General features: G+C 61.3%; 16 protein-coding genes. 10 read left to right on the plus strand and 6 right to left on the minus strand.

The genetic code is table 11. The features are described from left to right. Nucleotides 1-123: 123 nt before the first annotated feature. Entirely contained in the window at nt 124-1,152 is a 1,029-nt protein-coding gene (locus M1E12_RS07235; protein WP_113461208.1) for an amino acid ABC transporter substrate-binding protein, read from the minus strand. A 357-nt stretch (nt 1,153-1,509) separates the two neighbouring features. Between M1E12_RS07235 and M1E12_RS07240 the strand changes: the two genes are divergently transcribed. Further along, nucleotides 1,510-2,700, plus strand: a complete 1,191-nt coding sequence (locus tag M1E12_RS07240; protein WP_479564207.1) for a cystathionine beta-lyase — start codon at nt 1,510-1,512, stop codon at nt 2,698-2,700. 15 nt (nt 2,701-2,715) lie between these two features. Here M1E12_RS07240 and M1E12_RS07245 read toward each other — a convergent pair whose 3' ends face one another. After that, the gene (locus M1E12_RS07245) at nt 2,716-3,879 is read right to left on the minus strand and encodes an FAD-dependent monooxygenase (protein WP_479564208.1); all 1,164 of its coding nucleotides are present in this window, start codon (nt 3,877-3,879) and stop codon (nt 2,716-2,718) included. A 27-nt stretch (nt 3,880-3,906) separates the two neighbouring features. Continuing rightward, a complete protein-coding gene (locus M1E12_RS07250; RefSeq protein WP_136540631.1) occupies nt 3,907-4,152 on the minus strand; it encodes a zinc-finger domain-containing protein in 246 nt (81 codons plus the stop codon). A gap of 165 nt (nt 4,153-4,317) precedes the next feature. Here M1E12_RS07250 and M1E12_RS07255 point away from each other — a divergent pair, with 165 nt between their 5' ends. Next, on the plus strand, nt 4,318-5,103 hold the full coding sequence (locus M1E12_RS07255) for an alpha/beta fold hydrolase (RefSeq protein WP_479564209.1): 786 nt from the start codon (nt 4,318-4,320) through the stop codon (nt 5,101-5,103). Nucleotides 5,104-5,106: 3 nt separating this feature from the next. On the opposite strand, the gene M1E12_RS07260 is transcribed toward M1E12_RS07255, so the two are convergent. Continuing rightward, nucleotides 5,107-5,910, minus strand: coding sequence for an enoyl-CoA hydratase-related protein (locus tag M1E12_RS07260; RefSeq protein ID WP_479564210.1), 804 nt, complete (start codon nt 5,908-5,910; stop codon nt 5,107-5,109). Between the two features lie 71 nt (nt 5,911-5,981). Between M1E12_RS07260 and cysE the strand changes: the two genes are divergently transcribed. From cysE to M1E12_RS07300, 8 genes are all read left to right on the plus strand, one after another. Then, the gene (cysE, locus tag M1E12_RS07265) at nt 5,982-6,806 is read left to right on the plus strand and encodes a serine O-acetyltransferase (RefSeq protein WP_479564211.1); all 825 of its coding nucleotides are present in this window, start codon (nt 5,982-5,984) and stop codon (nt 6,804-6,806) included. A gap of 142 nt (nt 6,807-6,948) precedes the next feature. Continuing rightward, the gene (locus tag M1E12_RS07270) at nt 6,949-7,152 is read left to right on the plus strand and encodes a DUF3126 family protein (RefSeq protein WP_006728476.1); all 204 of its coding nucleotides are present in this window, start codon (nt 6,949-6,951) and stop codon (nt 7,150-7,152) included. 186 nt (nt 7,153-7,338) lie between these two features. After that, complete coding sequence (locus tag M1E12_RS07275) at nt 7,339-7,686, plus strand: phasin family protein (RefSeq protein WP_479564212.1); 348 nt, start codon at nt 7,339-7,341, stop codon at nt 7,684-7,686. Nucleotides 7,687-7,927: 241 nt separating this feature from the next. Next, nucleotides 7,928-8,275, plus strand: a complete 348-nt coding sequence (gene clpS / locus M1E12_RS07280; RefSeq protein WP_054151297.1) for an ATP-dependent Clp protease adapter ClpS — start codon at nt 7,928-7,930, stop codon at nt 8,273-8,275. A gap of 9 nt (nt 8,276-8,284) precedes the next feature. After that, complete coding sequence (clpA, locus tag M1E12_RS07285; RefSeq protein WP_310238816.1) at nt 8,285-10,765, plus strand: ATP-dependent Clp protease ATP-binding subunit ClpA; 2,481 nt, start codon at nt 8,285-8,287, stop codon at nt 10,763-10,765. Nucleotides 10,766-10,837: 72 nt separating this feature from the next. After that, complete coding sequence (locus tag M1E12_RS07290) at nt 10,838-11,620, plus strand: AzlC family ABC transporter permease (protein ID WP_479564213.1); 783 nt, start codon at nt 10,838-10,840, stop codon at nt 11,618-11,620. Further along, nucleotides 11,620-11,949, plus strand: coding sequence for an AzlD domain-containing protein (locus M1E12_RS07295; protein ID WP_136540643.1), 330 nt, complete (start codon nt 11,620-11,622; stop codon nt 11,947-11,949). Before M1E12_RS07290 ends, M1E12_RS07295 begins: the two co-directional genes overlap by 1 nt. A 90-nt stretch (nt 11,950-12,039) precedes the next feature. Beyond that, complete coding sequence (locus M1E12_RS07300) at nt 12,040-12,228, plus strand: hypothetical protein (protein WP_479564214.1); 189 nt, start codon at nt 12,040-12,042, stop codon at nt 12,226-12,228. A gap of 40 nt (nt 12,229-12,268) precedes the next feature. Here M1E12_RS07300 and M1E12_RS07305 read toward each other — a convergent pair whose 3' ends face one another. After that, nucleotides 12,269-12,688, minus strand: coding sequence for an HIT family protein (locus tag M1E12_RS07305; protein ID WP_479564215.1), 420 nt, complete (start codon nt 12,686-12,688; stop codon nt 12,269-12,271). Nucleotides 12,689-12,758: 70 nt separating this feature from the next. Further along, nucleotides 12,759-13,958, minus strand: coding sequence for a GNAT family N-acetyltransferase (locus tag M1E12_RS07310; protein WP_479564216.1), 1,200 nt, complete (start codon nt 13,956-13,958; stop codon nt 12,759-12,761). Between the last annotated feature and the right edge of the window lie 10 nt (nt 13,959-13,968).

The following is a 13,968-nucleotide window of genomic DNA, read 5'->3' on the forward strand; positions in this document are numbered from 1 at the left end:
TTGTCTTTCGAGACAGCCGGCTCTTGTGAGTGTCGCTGCTGACCGCAACGCGGGGGCCGGTCTGATCACGTGGTCTTAATATGCGCGAGGCGGCTTTCGCCGCCTCGCCAAGGTCGTCCGATCTTAGCGGATCGGCGGGGCGTACTGCAGGCCGCCCTTGGTCCACAGAGCGTTTACGCCGCGCTCGATCTTGAGCGGGGTGCTGGCGCCGATGTTGCGTTCAAAGACTTCGCCGTAGTTACCGACGCCCTTGATGATGTTGTAGGCCCAGTCGTTGGTGAGGCCGAGATCGGTACCGATCTTGGTGTCGGCTTCCGTACCGAGGAAGCGCATGATGTCCGGGTTGGTCGTGGTCGACTTGATTTCATCGACGTTTGCCTGGGTGATGCCGAATTCTTCGGCCTGGACCAGAGCGTAGTGCGTCCACGAAACGATGTCGAACCACTGGTCGTCACCCTGACGGACGGCCGGGCCAAGCGGCTCCTTCGAGATGATTTCCGGAAGGATGACGTGGTCGTCGGGGTTGGTCAGCGTCAGACGCAGCGAATACAGGCCCGACTGGTCGGTCGTGTAAACGTCGCAACGGCCAGCCTGATAGGCAGCGTTGACTTCTTCGAGCTTTTCGAAAACGACCGGCTTGTATTCGAGGTTGTTGGCCTTGAAGTAGTCGGCGAGGTTGAGTTCGGTCGTGGTGCCGGACTGTACGCAGACGGCGGCGCCGGAGAGCTCGAGAGCCGATTTGACGTTCAGGCCCTTGGTGACCATGAAGCCCTGGCCGTCGTAGTAGTTGACGGCACGGAAGTTGAAGCCGAGTGCGGTGTCGCGGCTGATCGTCCAGGTGGTGTTACGAGCAAGCATGTCGACTTCGCCCGACTGCAGCGCGGTAAAGCGGCTCTGGGCGGTGGTCGGCGTGTACTTAACCTTGGTCGCATCGCCGAAGATGGCAGCTGCGACGGCCTTGCAGTAGTCAACGTCGAAACCGGTCCAGTTGCCGGCTGCGTCCGGCGAAGCGAAGCCGGCGAGACCCGTGTTCACGCCGCACTGGACGAAACCCTTGGCCTTTACGTCGTCAAGCGTCGCGGCCGAAGCTGCGGACGCGCCAAAACCCAGGACCGCAGCGCCAATGGCGGCTGACAGGAACTTGTTGTTCATTTTTCCCAACCTTTTTTCTCTTGTTGTATGCCAGCGACGGCCTGCTGCTGAAACCAGCAGCGCACGTCGGCTCACGGCCTCCCGGTGCGAGCCTTCATATCTCAGTCGTAAAAGCAGGCAGGGTCAAGTCTTTATGCCGCGAATTGGCCACAAAAGCGCGAATTTGCCAAAAACGCACTCGAAATAGGCAAAAATGTGTGGTTTTTGCCCTGAAGTGATGAAAATTGCGCCCATTTCACTGTTCTGCTCTGCTTCTACTGCAAGACTTGCGCCTGGCCTCACGGAATTGTGCAACTTGACCGGACATGGCGGAGGCGCGAAAACCACGGCACAGAAGCGTGAGGAATCGTGAAATCCATGAGCAAATCCAAAGACTGGCTGGCCGACGCCGGCACCGATACGAAGCTGTGCCACATCGGCCATGATCCTGCCGACTACCATGGCTTCGTGAACCCGCCGGTCGTCCATGCGTCGACGGTTCTCTTTCCCAATGCCAGGGCCATGGAGACGCGCAATCAGCCTTACACCTATGGTACCCGCGGAACTCCGACCACGGACGCGCTTTGCCGCGCCATCGACGCGCTGGAAGGGTCTGCGGGCACGATCCTCGTACCGTCGGGTCTGGCGGCCATCACGGTCCCGTTCCTGGCGTTTCTTTCCGCCGGCGATCACGCGCTCATCGTGGATTCGGTCTATTCGCCCTGCCGCCATTTCTGCGACACCATGCTGACGCGCCTCGGGGTCGAGGTCGAATATTACGATCCTGAGATCGGTGCGGACATCGAGCGGCTGATCAGGCCGAACACGAAGCTGGTGCACACCGAGGCGCCAGGCTCCAACACCATGGAGATGCAGGATATCCGCGCGATTTCCGAGGCAGCCCACAAGCATGACTGCGTGGTCACGCTCGACAATACCTGGGCAACGCCGCTCTATTTCAAGGCGCTCGATTTCGGTGTCGACGTGACCATCCATGCCGCAACCAAATATCCCTCCGGGCACTCGGACATCCTGATGGGCACCGTCTCGGCCAATGCAAAGCACTGGCCGGTCCTGAAGGAAGCCAACATCACTCTCGGCATCTGCGGCGCACCCGATGACAGCTATCAGATCCTCCGTGGCCTGCGCACGATGGGGCTGCGCCTCGACCATCACTACAAGAGCGCGCTTTCGGTCGCGCGCTGGCTTGAAGCCCGCGGCGATGTCGCACGTGTGCTGCATCCGGCGCTGGAGAGTTTTCCCGGTCATGCGATCTGGAAACGGGACTTCAAGGGAGCAAGCGGCGTCTTCTCCTTTGTCTTGCCGGCATCGGCGCTCGAGAAGATCAAGCCGAAGGCCCATGCCTTCCTCGATGCGCTGCAGCTCTTCGGTCTCGGCTGGTCCTGGGGCGGCTATGAAAGCCTCGCGGTCCTGGTCAATCTGGAGGATCGCAAGATCAGGAAGGGCCCGACAGATGGCGCCGTGATCCGTCTTCAGATCGGTCTCGAAAATGTCGAGGACATCCAGGCCGATCTCGAGCGGGGCTTCGCCGCAGCCGCAGCGGTTTAGAAAACGCGCTATACGTCAGCCGTCGATCCGGTGGCCGTAAAGCCAGTCCAGATCGGCGGCAAGACGTTCCGGCGGGCGTAATGACAGCACGATATCGCGCCCGATCCGAAATGGACCGCGGGCGTGATAGGCAAAGCGGTTGAAGTCGCCACGCGCCTTGACCCGCGCCGCCCGTGCCTTGCGCTCGCTGGAGAAGTCGGCGAGCGCCGAGGGCAGGGGCGTCTTCGCCACATGCATGGCGAGAGAATAAGCGTCCTCGATCGCCATCGCCGCCCCCTGCGCCGAAAACGGCATCATGGCATGCGCGGCATCTCCGATCAGTACCGTGTCGCGGCCATTATGCCAATTGCCTTCAGATGCCTGGTAGAGAGGCCAGAAGGTCGGCTTTTCCGCGCCGGCAAGCACGGTCCGGATATCGCGATGCCAGCCCGAGAACTGCTCGAGCAACATGGCGCGCCGCGCTGCATCGGCGTCGATCGCCCAGCTCTCGTCGCTCTTCGTCCCCGCCGCGATTGCAACGAGATTGAAGCCATCGACCTCCTTGAGAGGATAGCTCACCAGATGTGCCTTTGGCCCAAGATAGGCTGCGACACCGGTACGGGAGAGGAACGAGGGCGCAACAGCCTGATTGATGGTGAAGCGCCAGGCGATGTTGCCCGAAAAGCTGACCGTCGGGCTGCCTGCGATGGCATCGCGCGCGACCGACCAGGCGCCATCCGCGCCGACGACCAGATCCGCTTTCCGGGCCGTGATGGCGGCGAGTGCCTCTGCCCCGATCCCCTGCACGCGATGGCCGAGATGCAGGCGGCAGAGCGGCTGATTGAGAACGGCCCTGAGAAGCGCCTGTTGCAGCGTGGAACGGTGCAGGACGCCATAGGGCTGTCCCCAGCGCTTCCTTGCAAAGTCACCCGCGGGCACGGAGGCGAGCGGTCGCAAATCCATCCCGGATACGAGGCTGATTGCGGCAGGTTCGAGCCAATGGCGCTCCAGCTCGCCGAGCACGCCCAGCGCATCAAGGACGCGTGTCGCATTCGGCGAGAGTTGCAGGCCGGCCCCGACTTCGCCGAGTTGCGGCGCCTGCTCGATAATGTCGGAGGAGATGCCCCTGGCAGCAAGCGCCAGGGCAGACGTCAGGCCCGCCACCCCGGCTCCGACGATGGCAGCGTGCTTGATGGACATGAGGAAATGCCGATCGTGACGCCGCGGTCACGCCGCCTTGACGTGGAAGACGCAGCCCGGCGGGTTGGTCTGTTCGGCCTTGAGGCTCGGATTGTAGCGGTAAAGCGTCGAGCAGTAGGAGCAGACCTTTTCGTTGTCATGTCCCATGTCGATGAAGATATGCGGATGGTCGTAAGGCACGGAGGCGCCGGTGCACATGAATTCCTTGACGCCGACTTCGATCACGCGATGACCGCCGTCGTTCTGGAAATGGGGAATGGTGTGACCGGCCATGATGTGCTCCGAAAATGCTGTGCGAATTGGCGCGGACATTAGCGCCGTCCTTCGCAAAAGTGTAGAGCCGGAGCCGAGCAAAAGTCACAGAAAATCCGCCTGCGGCAATTGATGTCAGGAAGGCGTTGGCTATGGTTGCCGCCTCAAGGCCACAAGGACCAGTTCATGAATCTCGACGCGCCGCCGTTTTCCAGCTTTCACAACGAAGGGCTTGAGCTTGCCTATTTCGATGATGGTGATCCGGCTGGCGATCCGATCCTGCTGATCCACGGTTTTGCCTCGTCGGCCAATGTGAACTGGGTTTATCCCGGCTGGCTGCGCACCCTGGGCGATGCGGGCTACAGGGTGATTGCAATCGACAATCGTGGCCATGGCGCAAGCGCCAAGCCGCATGATCCGGAAGCCTACCACCCGAGCGCAATGGCCGGCGACGCCGCAGCGCTGCTGACGCATCTCGGCATCGCCGAGGCCCATGTCATGGGTTACTCCATGGGTGCGCGCATCTCTGCCTTTCTCGCAATCGAGCATCCCCATCGTGTCCGGTCGCTGGTCTTCGGCGGATTGGGTATCGGCATGTGTGACGGCGTCGGCGACTGGGACCCGATCGCGGATGCCTTGCTTGCGCCCTCGCTGGACGAGGTCACCCATGAGCGCGGCCGCATGTTCCGCGCCTTTGCCGAGCAGACCAAGTCCGACCGCCTGGCGCTTGCGGCCTGCATCCGCACTTCTCGCGATCTCGTCAGCCGTCAGGATATTGCCAAGGTCGACATCCCGACCCTGATCGGTGTCGGCACCAAGGACGACATTGCCGGCTCGCCGCATGAGCTCGCCGAACTCATGCCCCGCGCGGTGGCGCTCGATATCCCGAACCGCGACCACATGCTGGCTGTCGGAGACCGGGTGTTCAAGAAGGCAGCGCTCGACTTCTATTCCGAGCTCGAAGGGCGTTGACCCTCACCGTCCGGTGAAGACCGGCCTGCGCCGCTCGGCAAAGGCCGCGCGGCCCTCGCGGTAATCCTCGCTCTCGAAGGTCGAGGCGCCGATGATCTCCGCCTCGCGCAGCATGTCGACGTCGGCCTCTTCGGCCGCACGCAGGGCAAGTTTCGATGCGCGCAGCGACAGCGGCGCATTGGCCGCGATCGTGTCGGCAAGGATCTGCGCCCGTTGCTCGAGCTGGTCCGGCTCCGTCAACTCCGACAGAAAACCGCAGGCGAGAAGTTCCGCAGCTTTCATCGCCGCTCCGGTGAAAAGAGCGCGTCTCGCCATCTGGCTGCCGAGGCCACGGACGAAATCCTGGACCGCATCCGCGGGATAAGCGAGGCCGAGGCGCGCCGCCGGGACGGCGAACATGGCATCCGACGATGCCAGCCGGAGATCAGCAGCCGCCGCCAACCCGAAGCCGCCGCCGTAACAGACGCCTCTGATCGCCGCGATCACCGGCACGGGGGCTTCCCGCACGGCCGCAAAGGCCCGGCTGTTCGAAGCCTCGTAGACGCGGGCCGTCGCAGCATCTTTGCGTAATTCGGTAAATTCCGAAATGTCTGCGCCGGCGCTGAAGTCCATCGTTCCGCCGCCCGTGAGAACGATGACGCGGACGCCAGCTTCGGCATGGAGCCAATGGATGGCCTCCGGTATCGCGCGCCACATGGCGGCCGTGACGGCGTTCTTTCGTTGCGGATTGTCGATCACCAGAAGCCCGGTACCGGCTTCGCAGAAAGCCTTGATAAAGCCTGTGGCAAAGGTGTTCGACTGTTTCATGCGGCCCCCATTTGAGTTCGATCTGTCTTCGACTATATAATGCCATTCCTAGACGAACGAGGAGACCGGCAATGGTCGCACACAACGACGTCCTCAAGACCGAAGCCATCAAGTCCATGGATCCGATTTGGGACAGCCTGCGGCACGAAGCCCGCGTGGCCGCCGATCGCGATCCCATGCTCGCGGCTTTCTTTCATTCGACGGTGCTGAGCCACGCGTCGCTGGAAGATTGTGTGATCTACCGCATCTGCGAGCGGCTGGATCACTCGGATGTTCCGGCGATTGTTCTGCGCCAGGCCTTCGAGGCAATGATGCGTGACTGGCCGGAATGGTCCACGATCCTGCGCGTCGATATTCAGGCTGTCTACGATCGCGACCCTGCCTGCACGCGGTTCCTGGAGCCTGTGCTCTACTTCAAGGGTTTTCATGCGATCCAGACCCATCGTCTGGCCAACTGGCTCTGGAACAACGGCCGCCGCGACTTCGCGCTTTACCTGCAGAGCCGGTCCTCGAACATGTTCCAGACGGATATCAACCCGGCCGCGCATATCGGCAAGGGCATCTTCCTTGACCACGCCACCGGCCTCGTCGTGGGCGAGACTGCAAAGATCGGTGACAATGTCTCGATACTGCACGGCGTCACCTTGGGCGGTACCGGCAAGGAGGGGGCCGACCGGCATCCCAAGATCGGCGATGGCGTGATGATCGGGGCAGGGGCCAAGGTGCTGGGCAACATCGAGGTCGGCAGCTGCTCGCGCATTGCGGCAGGCTCGGTCGTGTTGAAGCCTGTTCCCAGATGCACTACGGTCGCCGGCGTTCCGGCCCGTGTTGTCGGCGAGGCCGGTTGTGCCGAGCCGAGCCGGTCGATGGACCAGATGATCGTTTCCGACGACTGAGCGCGCCGGAAAGATCGTCCAATCGGAAAACGGCCCCGCCAGTCTGGGCAAACTTTGCATTGCGTCTTTACATCGGCGGAAAGGCCGTGCGACAAGCGCGCAACTCGAAACCCTCCCCGAAAACAGTCCATGGAGACACAGTGTGAAGCCGGAAGAACTGAAGAAACTCGACGCGTATTTCAAGCGCACTTTCAACCCGACGATGAGCGTCAAGGCTCGTCCGCGCAAGGACGACTCCGCTGAAGTCTACGTGGGTGACGAGTTTCTCGGCGTCGTCTTCAAGGACGACGAAGACGGCGATCTGTCCTACAATTTCTCGATGGCGATCCTCGACGTCGATCTGTGATCTTGGCCGCTGCTGATCGCGGCGCCGACGGAAACTGAGACGGGGCTGCGGCAGGATCGCAGCCCTTTTTCATTATCCGGCTTACAATTGACGATTGTTGTGCGATGCACAAATTCTCTTGACCCCTTTTGTGCGGCTGCTATGTTCGGGTCATCTGATATTCCGGACAGAAGGAGGAGCACTCGCATGTTCAATATCGACGACGCCAGCAAGAAGAGCAAGGAAGCCATGGACACCATGCTGAAGAACTATTCAGAGGTGACGAAGGGCTTTCAGGCCATCGCAGCCGAAGCGACCGACTACTCGAAGAAGTCTTTCCAGGACCTGACGTCCTTCATGGAAGCCATGACCTCCGTGAAGAGCGTCGAGGCCGCCTTCGAGCTCCAGACGTCCTTCATGAAGTCCTCCTACGAAAGCTTCGTGGCCGAGGCGACGAAGATGGGCGAGATGTATGCCGATCTCGCGAAGATCGCCTACAAGCCCTACGAGTCCAGCATGGCCAAGACGATGGCGCCGGTATCGGCTGCTGCCTGATTGAAGCTTGCGCGTAACCTGCAAGACCGGCCGTGCCCCGCGCGGCCGGTCTTGTCATTTGTGGCTGCTGGTATAACCTATCCGTTCAAATTCCTCGCTTTTCCGGGCTTCGTGACAAATTGTCGTCACCTTGACCTGGGGGGCTTAAAATCACCGCATAATGAACTACCTTACTGTGCTGAGTGTTCGTCCGCACCGATGTGTAACGGCAAACCGGCCGGACAACGGAGAATGAACTGAAATGACTGCCAAGCCGGTCTTCATGCAAAGCCAGGGTGACGGGGATAATGCCAATCGCGGCACCTCGGTCATCACGCGCACCAAGCCGAAGACGAAGAAGCCGAATCTGTATCGCGTCCTGCTTCTGAACGACGACTACACCCCGATGGAATTCGTGATCCACATCCTGGAGCGCTTCTTCCAGAAGGACAGGGAAGCCGCCACCCGCATCATGTTGCACGTCCACAATCATGGGGTCGGGGAATGTGGTGTCTTCACCTACGAAGTCGCTGAAACCAAAGTCTCACAGGTGATGGATTTCGCCCGGCAACATGAACATCCGCTTCAATGCGTCATGGAAAAGAAGTGAGGATCAGACGTGCCAACATTTTCACCCAGCCTCGAAAAAGCGCTGCATCAGGCCCTGACCTACGCAAACGAGCGTCACCATGAATATGCGACGCTGGAGCACCTGCTGCTCGCTCTGATCGACGACGCTGATGCCGCCGCCGTGATGGGGGCTTGCAACGTCAACCTCGACGCCCTGCGCAAAACCGTGACGGATTTTGTCGACAACGATCTCGCCAATCTGATCACCGGCTACGATGAGGACTCCAAGCCCACATCGAGCTTCCAGCGCGTCATCCAGCGCGCCGTGATCCATGTCCAGTCTTCGGGCCGCGAGGAAGTCACCGGCGCCAACGTGCTTGTTGCGATCTTCGCCGAGCGCGAGAGCAATGCTGCCTATTTCCTGCAGGAACAGGAAATGACCCGCTACGACGCGGTGAACTACATCTCCCATGGCATCGGCAAGCGCCCGGGTGCCTCGCAGGTCCGCAGCCCACGCGGGGCGGAAGAGGGCGAGCCCGACGCAAAGCAGGGTGGTCGCGAGCCGGAGGAAGGTTCGGCCAAGGGCAAGCAGGAGGCTCTAAAGGCTTACTGCGTCAACCTGAACGAAAAGGCGAAGACCGGCCGCATCGATCCGCTGATCGGTCGTCACGACGAGGTCAACCGTACCATTCAGGTTCTATGCCGCCGTTCGAAGAACAACCCGCTCTATGTCGGTGATCCCGGCGTCGGCAAGACGGCGATCGCCGAAGGCCTTGCCAAGCGCATCGTCGAAGGCAAGGTGCCGGAAGCGCTGGCAGACGCCACCATCTTCTCGCTCGACATGGGTACGCTCCTCGCCGGCACCCGCTATCGCGGTGACTTCGAAGAGCGGCTGAAGCAGGTCGTGAAGGAGCTCGAGGATTATCCGGGCGCCGTCCTCTTCATCGACGAGATCCACACCGTGATCGGTGCCGGTGCCACCTCGGGCGGCGCCATGGATGCGTCGAACCTTTTGAAGCCGGCGCTCTCCTCGGGTGCGATCCGCTGCATCGGCTCGACCACCTACAAGGAATACCGCCAGTTCTTCGAGAAGGACCGGGCTCTGGTTCGTCGCTTCCAGAAGATCGACGTCAACGAGCCGTCGATCGACGATGCGATCGAGATCATGAAGGGCCTGAAGCCTTACTTCGAGGACTATCACAAGCTCCGCTACACCAACGACGCGATCAAGTCGGCAGTCGAGCTGTCGGCGCGCTACATCTCCGACCGCAAGCTGCCCGACAAGGCGATCGACGTGATCGACGAGACGGGTGCGGCCCAGATGCTGCTGCCGGCGTCGCGTCGCCGCAAGCTGATCACCGAGAAGGAGATCGAGGCAACGATCGCCACCATGGCCCGCATTCCCCCGAAGACGGTGTCCAAGGACGACGAGATGGTGCTTGCCAATCTCGAAAAGGAACTGCGCTCCGTGGTTTACGGGCAGGACAAGGCGATCGAGGCGCTATCCACCTCGATCAAGCTCGCCCGTGCCGGCCTGCGCGAGCCGAACAAGCCGATCGGCGCCTATGTCTTTTCCGGCCCGACCGGCGTCGGCAAGACCGAGGTCGCCAAGCAGCTGGCATCGTCGCTCGGCGTCGAACTCCTGCGCTTCGACATGTCGGAATACATGGAGCGGCACACAGTCTCGCGTCTGCTCGGTGCACCCCCCGGTTATGTCGGCTTCGATCAGGGCGGTCTTTTGACCGATGGCGTCGACCAGCATCCGCATTCGGTCGTGCTGCTCGATGAAATCGAAAAGGCGCATCCGGATATCTACAACATCCTGCTGCAGGTCATGGACCATGGCCAGCTGACGGATCACAACGGCAAGAAGATCGACTTCCGCAACGTCATCCTGATCATGACGACCAATGCGGGTGCTTCGGAAATGGCGAAGTCGGCAATCGGCTTCGGCTCCTCCAAGCGCACCGGCGAAGACGAAGAGGCGCTTAACCGCCTGTTCACGCCGGAATTCCGCAACCGTCTCGACGCAACGATCCCGTTTGCGCCGCTGCCGACGGAAGTCATCCATCAGGTCGTGCAGAAGTTCGTCATGCAGCTGGAAGCGCAGCTTTCGGAACGCAACGTCACCTTTGACCTGTCGGAGCCCGCGATCGCCTGGTTGGCGAAGAACGGCTACGACGAGAAGATGGGCGCCCGCCCGCTGGCTCGCGTCATCCAGGAGCACATCAAGAAGCCGCTGGCCAACGAGATCCTCTTCGGCAAGCTGAAGAAGGGCGGCGTGGTCAAGGTCGGTACCAAGACCGACGAAAACGGTGCAGAGGTGCTGGATCTCGATGCGATCGCGGAGGTGGCGCCGGTCAAGCCGAAGCCCGAGGCCGAAGTGGCTTCCGCCAAGCCCGCCAAGGCGAAGCGCAAGCCCACGCCTAAGGCTTCGGCCGTCGAGGACGATGGCGATGTCGCTGTCATCGACGAGGCACCGAAGCCGGCCAAGCGCTCGGCTGTGCCGAAGGTGCCGAAGAAGAAGTAAGCACCAGTCGATCAGAAAACCTGTGCCGGGCAGTCAGCCCGGCACTTTCTTTTTGCCGATCCGGAATTTTGAATGACCTCGGCTTCCAGTGATATTTCAAAGACGCGGTGGTTTTTCGCCGGCATGCGGGGGCTCTTCAGCCTGCCCGCGATCATCCTGATGATCTCCTTCGTCGGCTTTTCGGCTTTCGCGCTCGAATCGGGTGTCAGCCGGGCCGAGGCCATGTTCATGACGGCCGCAGTCTGGGCTCTGCCGGCCAAAATGATCCTGATCGGCACCATGACCAGCGGGGCCAATCTTCTCGCGATTTTTCTCGCCGTCTCGCTGTCGTCGATCCGCATGATGCCCATGGTGGCGTCCCTCGTGCCGGAGATGCGGACCGGAAAAACGCCCACTTGGATCCTGCTTTTCCTGTCTCACTTCGTGGCGATCACGGCCTGGGTCTTCGCCATGGGCACGTTCAAGGATGTGCCGAGGGAAGGGCGCATCGCCTATTTCGCAGGCTTCGGCATCACGCTGGTGACGATCAACACGATCCTGGTCGGCATCTGCTATGGCCTCGTTGCCCAGTTCCCGCCGATCGTCGCGGCTCTCCTGTTCTTCCTCACGCCTGTCTATTTCATTGCTTCGATCTGGGCGACGGGCCGCCAGTCCGTGGTGAAGGTGGCTTTTGTCGTCGGCGTCGTCGCCGGCCCAGTGCTGGCCGTGCTCGTCCCAGGCTTCGATATCCTGATCGCGGGTCTGGGCGGCGGTACGCTTGCCTATCTCTTCGATCGCTACGTCATCCGTCGGGGCAGGCGTTCCGCGAGTGCTGAGGAACAGAAGATGGCTCCGCAGGCGGAGGAGGTGGTCTGATGCAGGACTACTGGCCCTATATCGTCATCATCATCGCCGGTTGGCTCGCGACGGATCTCTGGCGCTGGCTCGGCGTTCTCGCCGGCAATCGGCTTCAGGAAGGCTCGGAAGCGCTCAACTGGGTGAGGGCGGTTGCGACCGCACTCGTCATGGCGGTGACCGCCAAACTCGTTGTTTTCCCGACAGGCACGCTGGAAGCCTCGCCGCTCTGGCTGAGGCTTGCAGCCGCCGGCCTTGGCTTTGCAGCCTTCCTTCTGGCCGGGCAGCGCGTGCTCGTGGGCGTCGCCGTTCCCCTGGCGATCCTGGGGGCAGGGCTGCTCTGGCTCTGAGATCAGGCGCGTTCACAGACACGTGTGATCGCTGGAATTGCCACATTTCGCTTCCCAAGTCGGGTATCCGATCAACAGGAGGAAAGCGAAATGTCCAAGGTTGTACGCTTCCGAAAGCTGAAACACGGTGATCCGCCCCGCTTCAAGGTGCTGCCGGAAGACTTGAGCGAGAGCTCGTCAAAACTGGGTGGCTGGGATTCGACCGGATCCTTCCCGATCATGGTGCTGGCCTTGATTGCCATCGCAGCATTGGTGGTCGTGGGCGGCTTCGTCGGCTGAGCCTGTTCTTCGACCCTTCATCCCCTCGGGTGGCGGCGCTTCAGAGCGCCGCCTTGATCTTCTCCGCCTGCGCTTTCAGCAGCTCGACATCGGCCATGCCACCGGCATGCGGCTTCAACGGCTGGCCTTCGTGCCGCGGAATGACGTGGAAATGCAGGTGGAAGACGGTCTGCCCGGCAGCCGGCTCGTTGAACTGCGCGACATAGACTCCGTCTGCATCGAAAGCGTCCTTCGCAGCATTGGCAAGCTTCTGCACGACTGGCATGAGCTTCGCGAGGACGGCCGGATCGGCATCGAGCAGGTTGCGTGAGCCAGCCTTCGGAATGACGAGCAGGTGTCCGGGCGCCTGGGGCATCACGTCCATGAAAGCCAGCGTGTCCTCGTCTTCATAGAGCTTCACCGACGGGATCGTGCCCGCGATGATCTTGGCGAAGATATTGTCGGGCTCATAGGCTGTCATGGTCGTCTCCTTAGCTGTTCGGGCCACTTAACCGCATGGCCGGCAAGGCTTCAAGTGCGCAAGGCGGCTCTCAACCATCGAATTCCTCGCCCTCGCGCAGCTGCCGCTCGCCTTTGCGGAACGGCGTGTGCTCGCCCAGATATTCGCCGGCCTGAGCCACTTCGCGGCGCTCATGTTCGAGATAATCGGCAACAGCCCGGCGCAGCCCCGGATGGGTGATGAAATGGGCAGAATGCGTGGTCACCGGCTCGTAGCCGCGCGCAAGCTTATGCTCGCCTTGTGCGCCCGCTTCCACGCGTGACAGCCCCTTTTCGAGGGCAAAGTCGATCGCCTGATGATAGCAGACTTCGAAATGCAGGAAGGGGTGATCCTCGACGCAGCCCCAATGGCGGCCATAGAGCGCATCCGCACCGATGAAGTTGATTGCGCCGGCCACATAGCGACCTTCGCGTTTTGCCATGACCAGAAGAATGTCGTCCGGCATCCGCTCACCGACCAGAGAGTAGAAGAGTCGAGTCAGATAGGGGCGGCCCCATTTGCGGCTTCCGGTGTCCATGTAGAAGCGAAAGAACTGGTCCCAGATGTCTTCCGTCAGATCTCGGCCCGTCAGCCAGTCGATCGAGAGGTCGTTTTCCAGCGCATTGCGCCGCTCCTTGCGCAAGTTCTTGCGCTTCGACGACGAAAGTTCGGCGAGGAACGCCTCGTGATTGGCATAGCCGCGGTTGATGAAATGGAACTGCTGATCCGTTCGATGCAGAAAGCCGGCTTCCGTGAGGGAAGGAAGTTCCCCTTGCGGCAGGAAGGTCACATGCGCCGAAGATGTGCCGAGTTCTTGTGCGACCTGTTGCAGCCCTTGCGCCAGCAGATCCTGGACTTGCGCGACATCCTCACCGTGGCGCACGAGCAGTCGCGGTCCGGTCGCGGGGGTAAAGGGAATGGAGGCCTGAAGCTTCGGATAATAGCGGCCACCGGCACGCTGGAAGGCATCGGCCCAGCCGTAGTCGAAGACATATTCGCCCTGGCTGTGGCTCTTTAGATAACAGGGAATGGCGCCGAGAAGGCGCCCTTCCTGTTCGAGCAGCAGATGATGGCCCATCCAGCCTGTCTCGGCCGTGGCCGAACCGGAGCCTTCGAGAGCCGAAAGGAAGGCATGCGAGATGAAGGGATTATAGCCAGGCCCGGAACGGGAGGCTCCACTGAGAAGTTCCCATTCGGCGGGTTTGATTTCCGAAAACGAACGGACTACGCGGATCGTCACCTCGTCTGCCATGGATCTCCCG

The sequence above is a fragment of the Rhizobium sp. K33 genome, assembly GCF_056501445.1.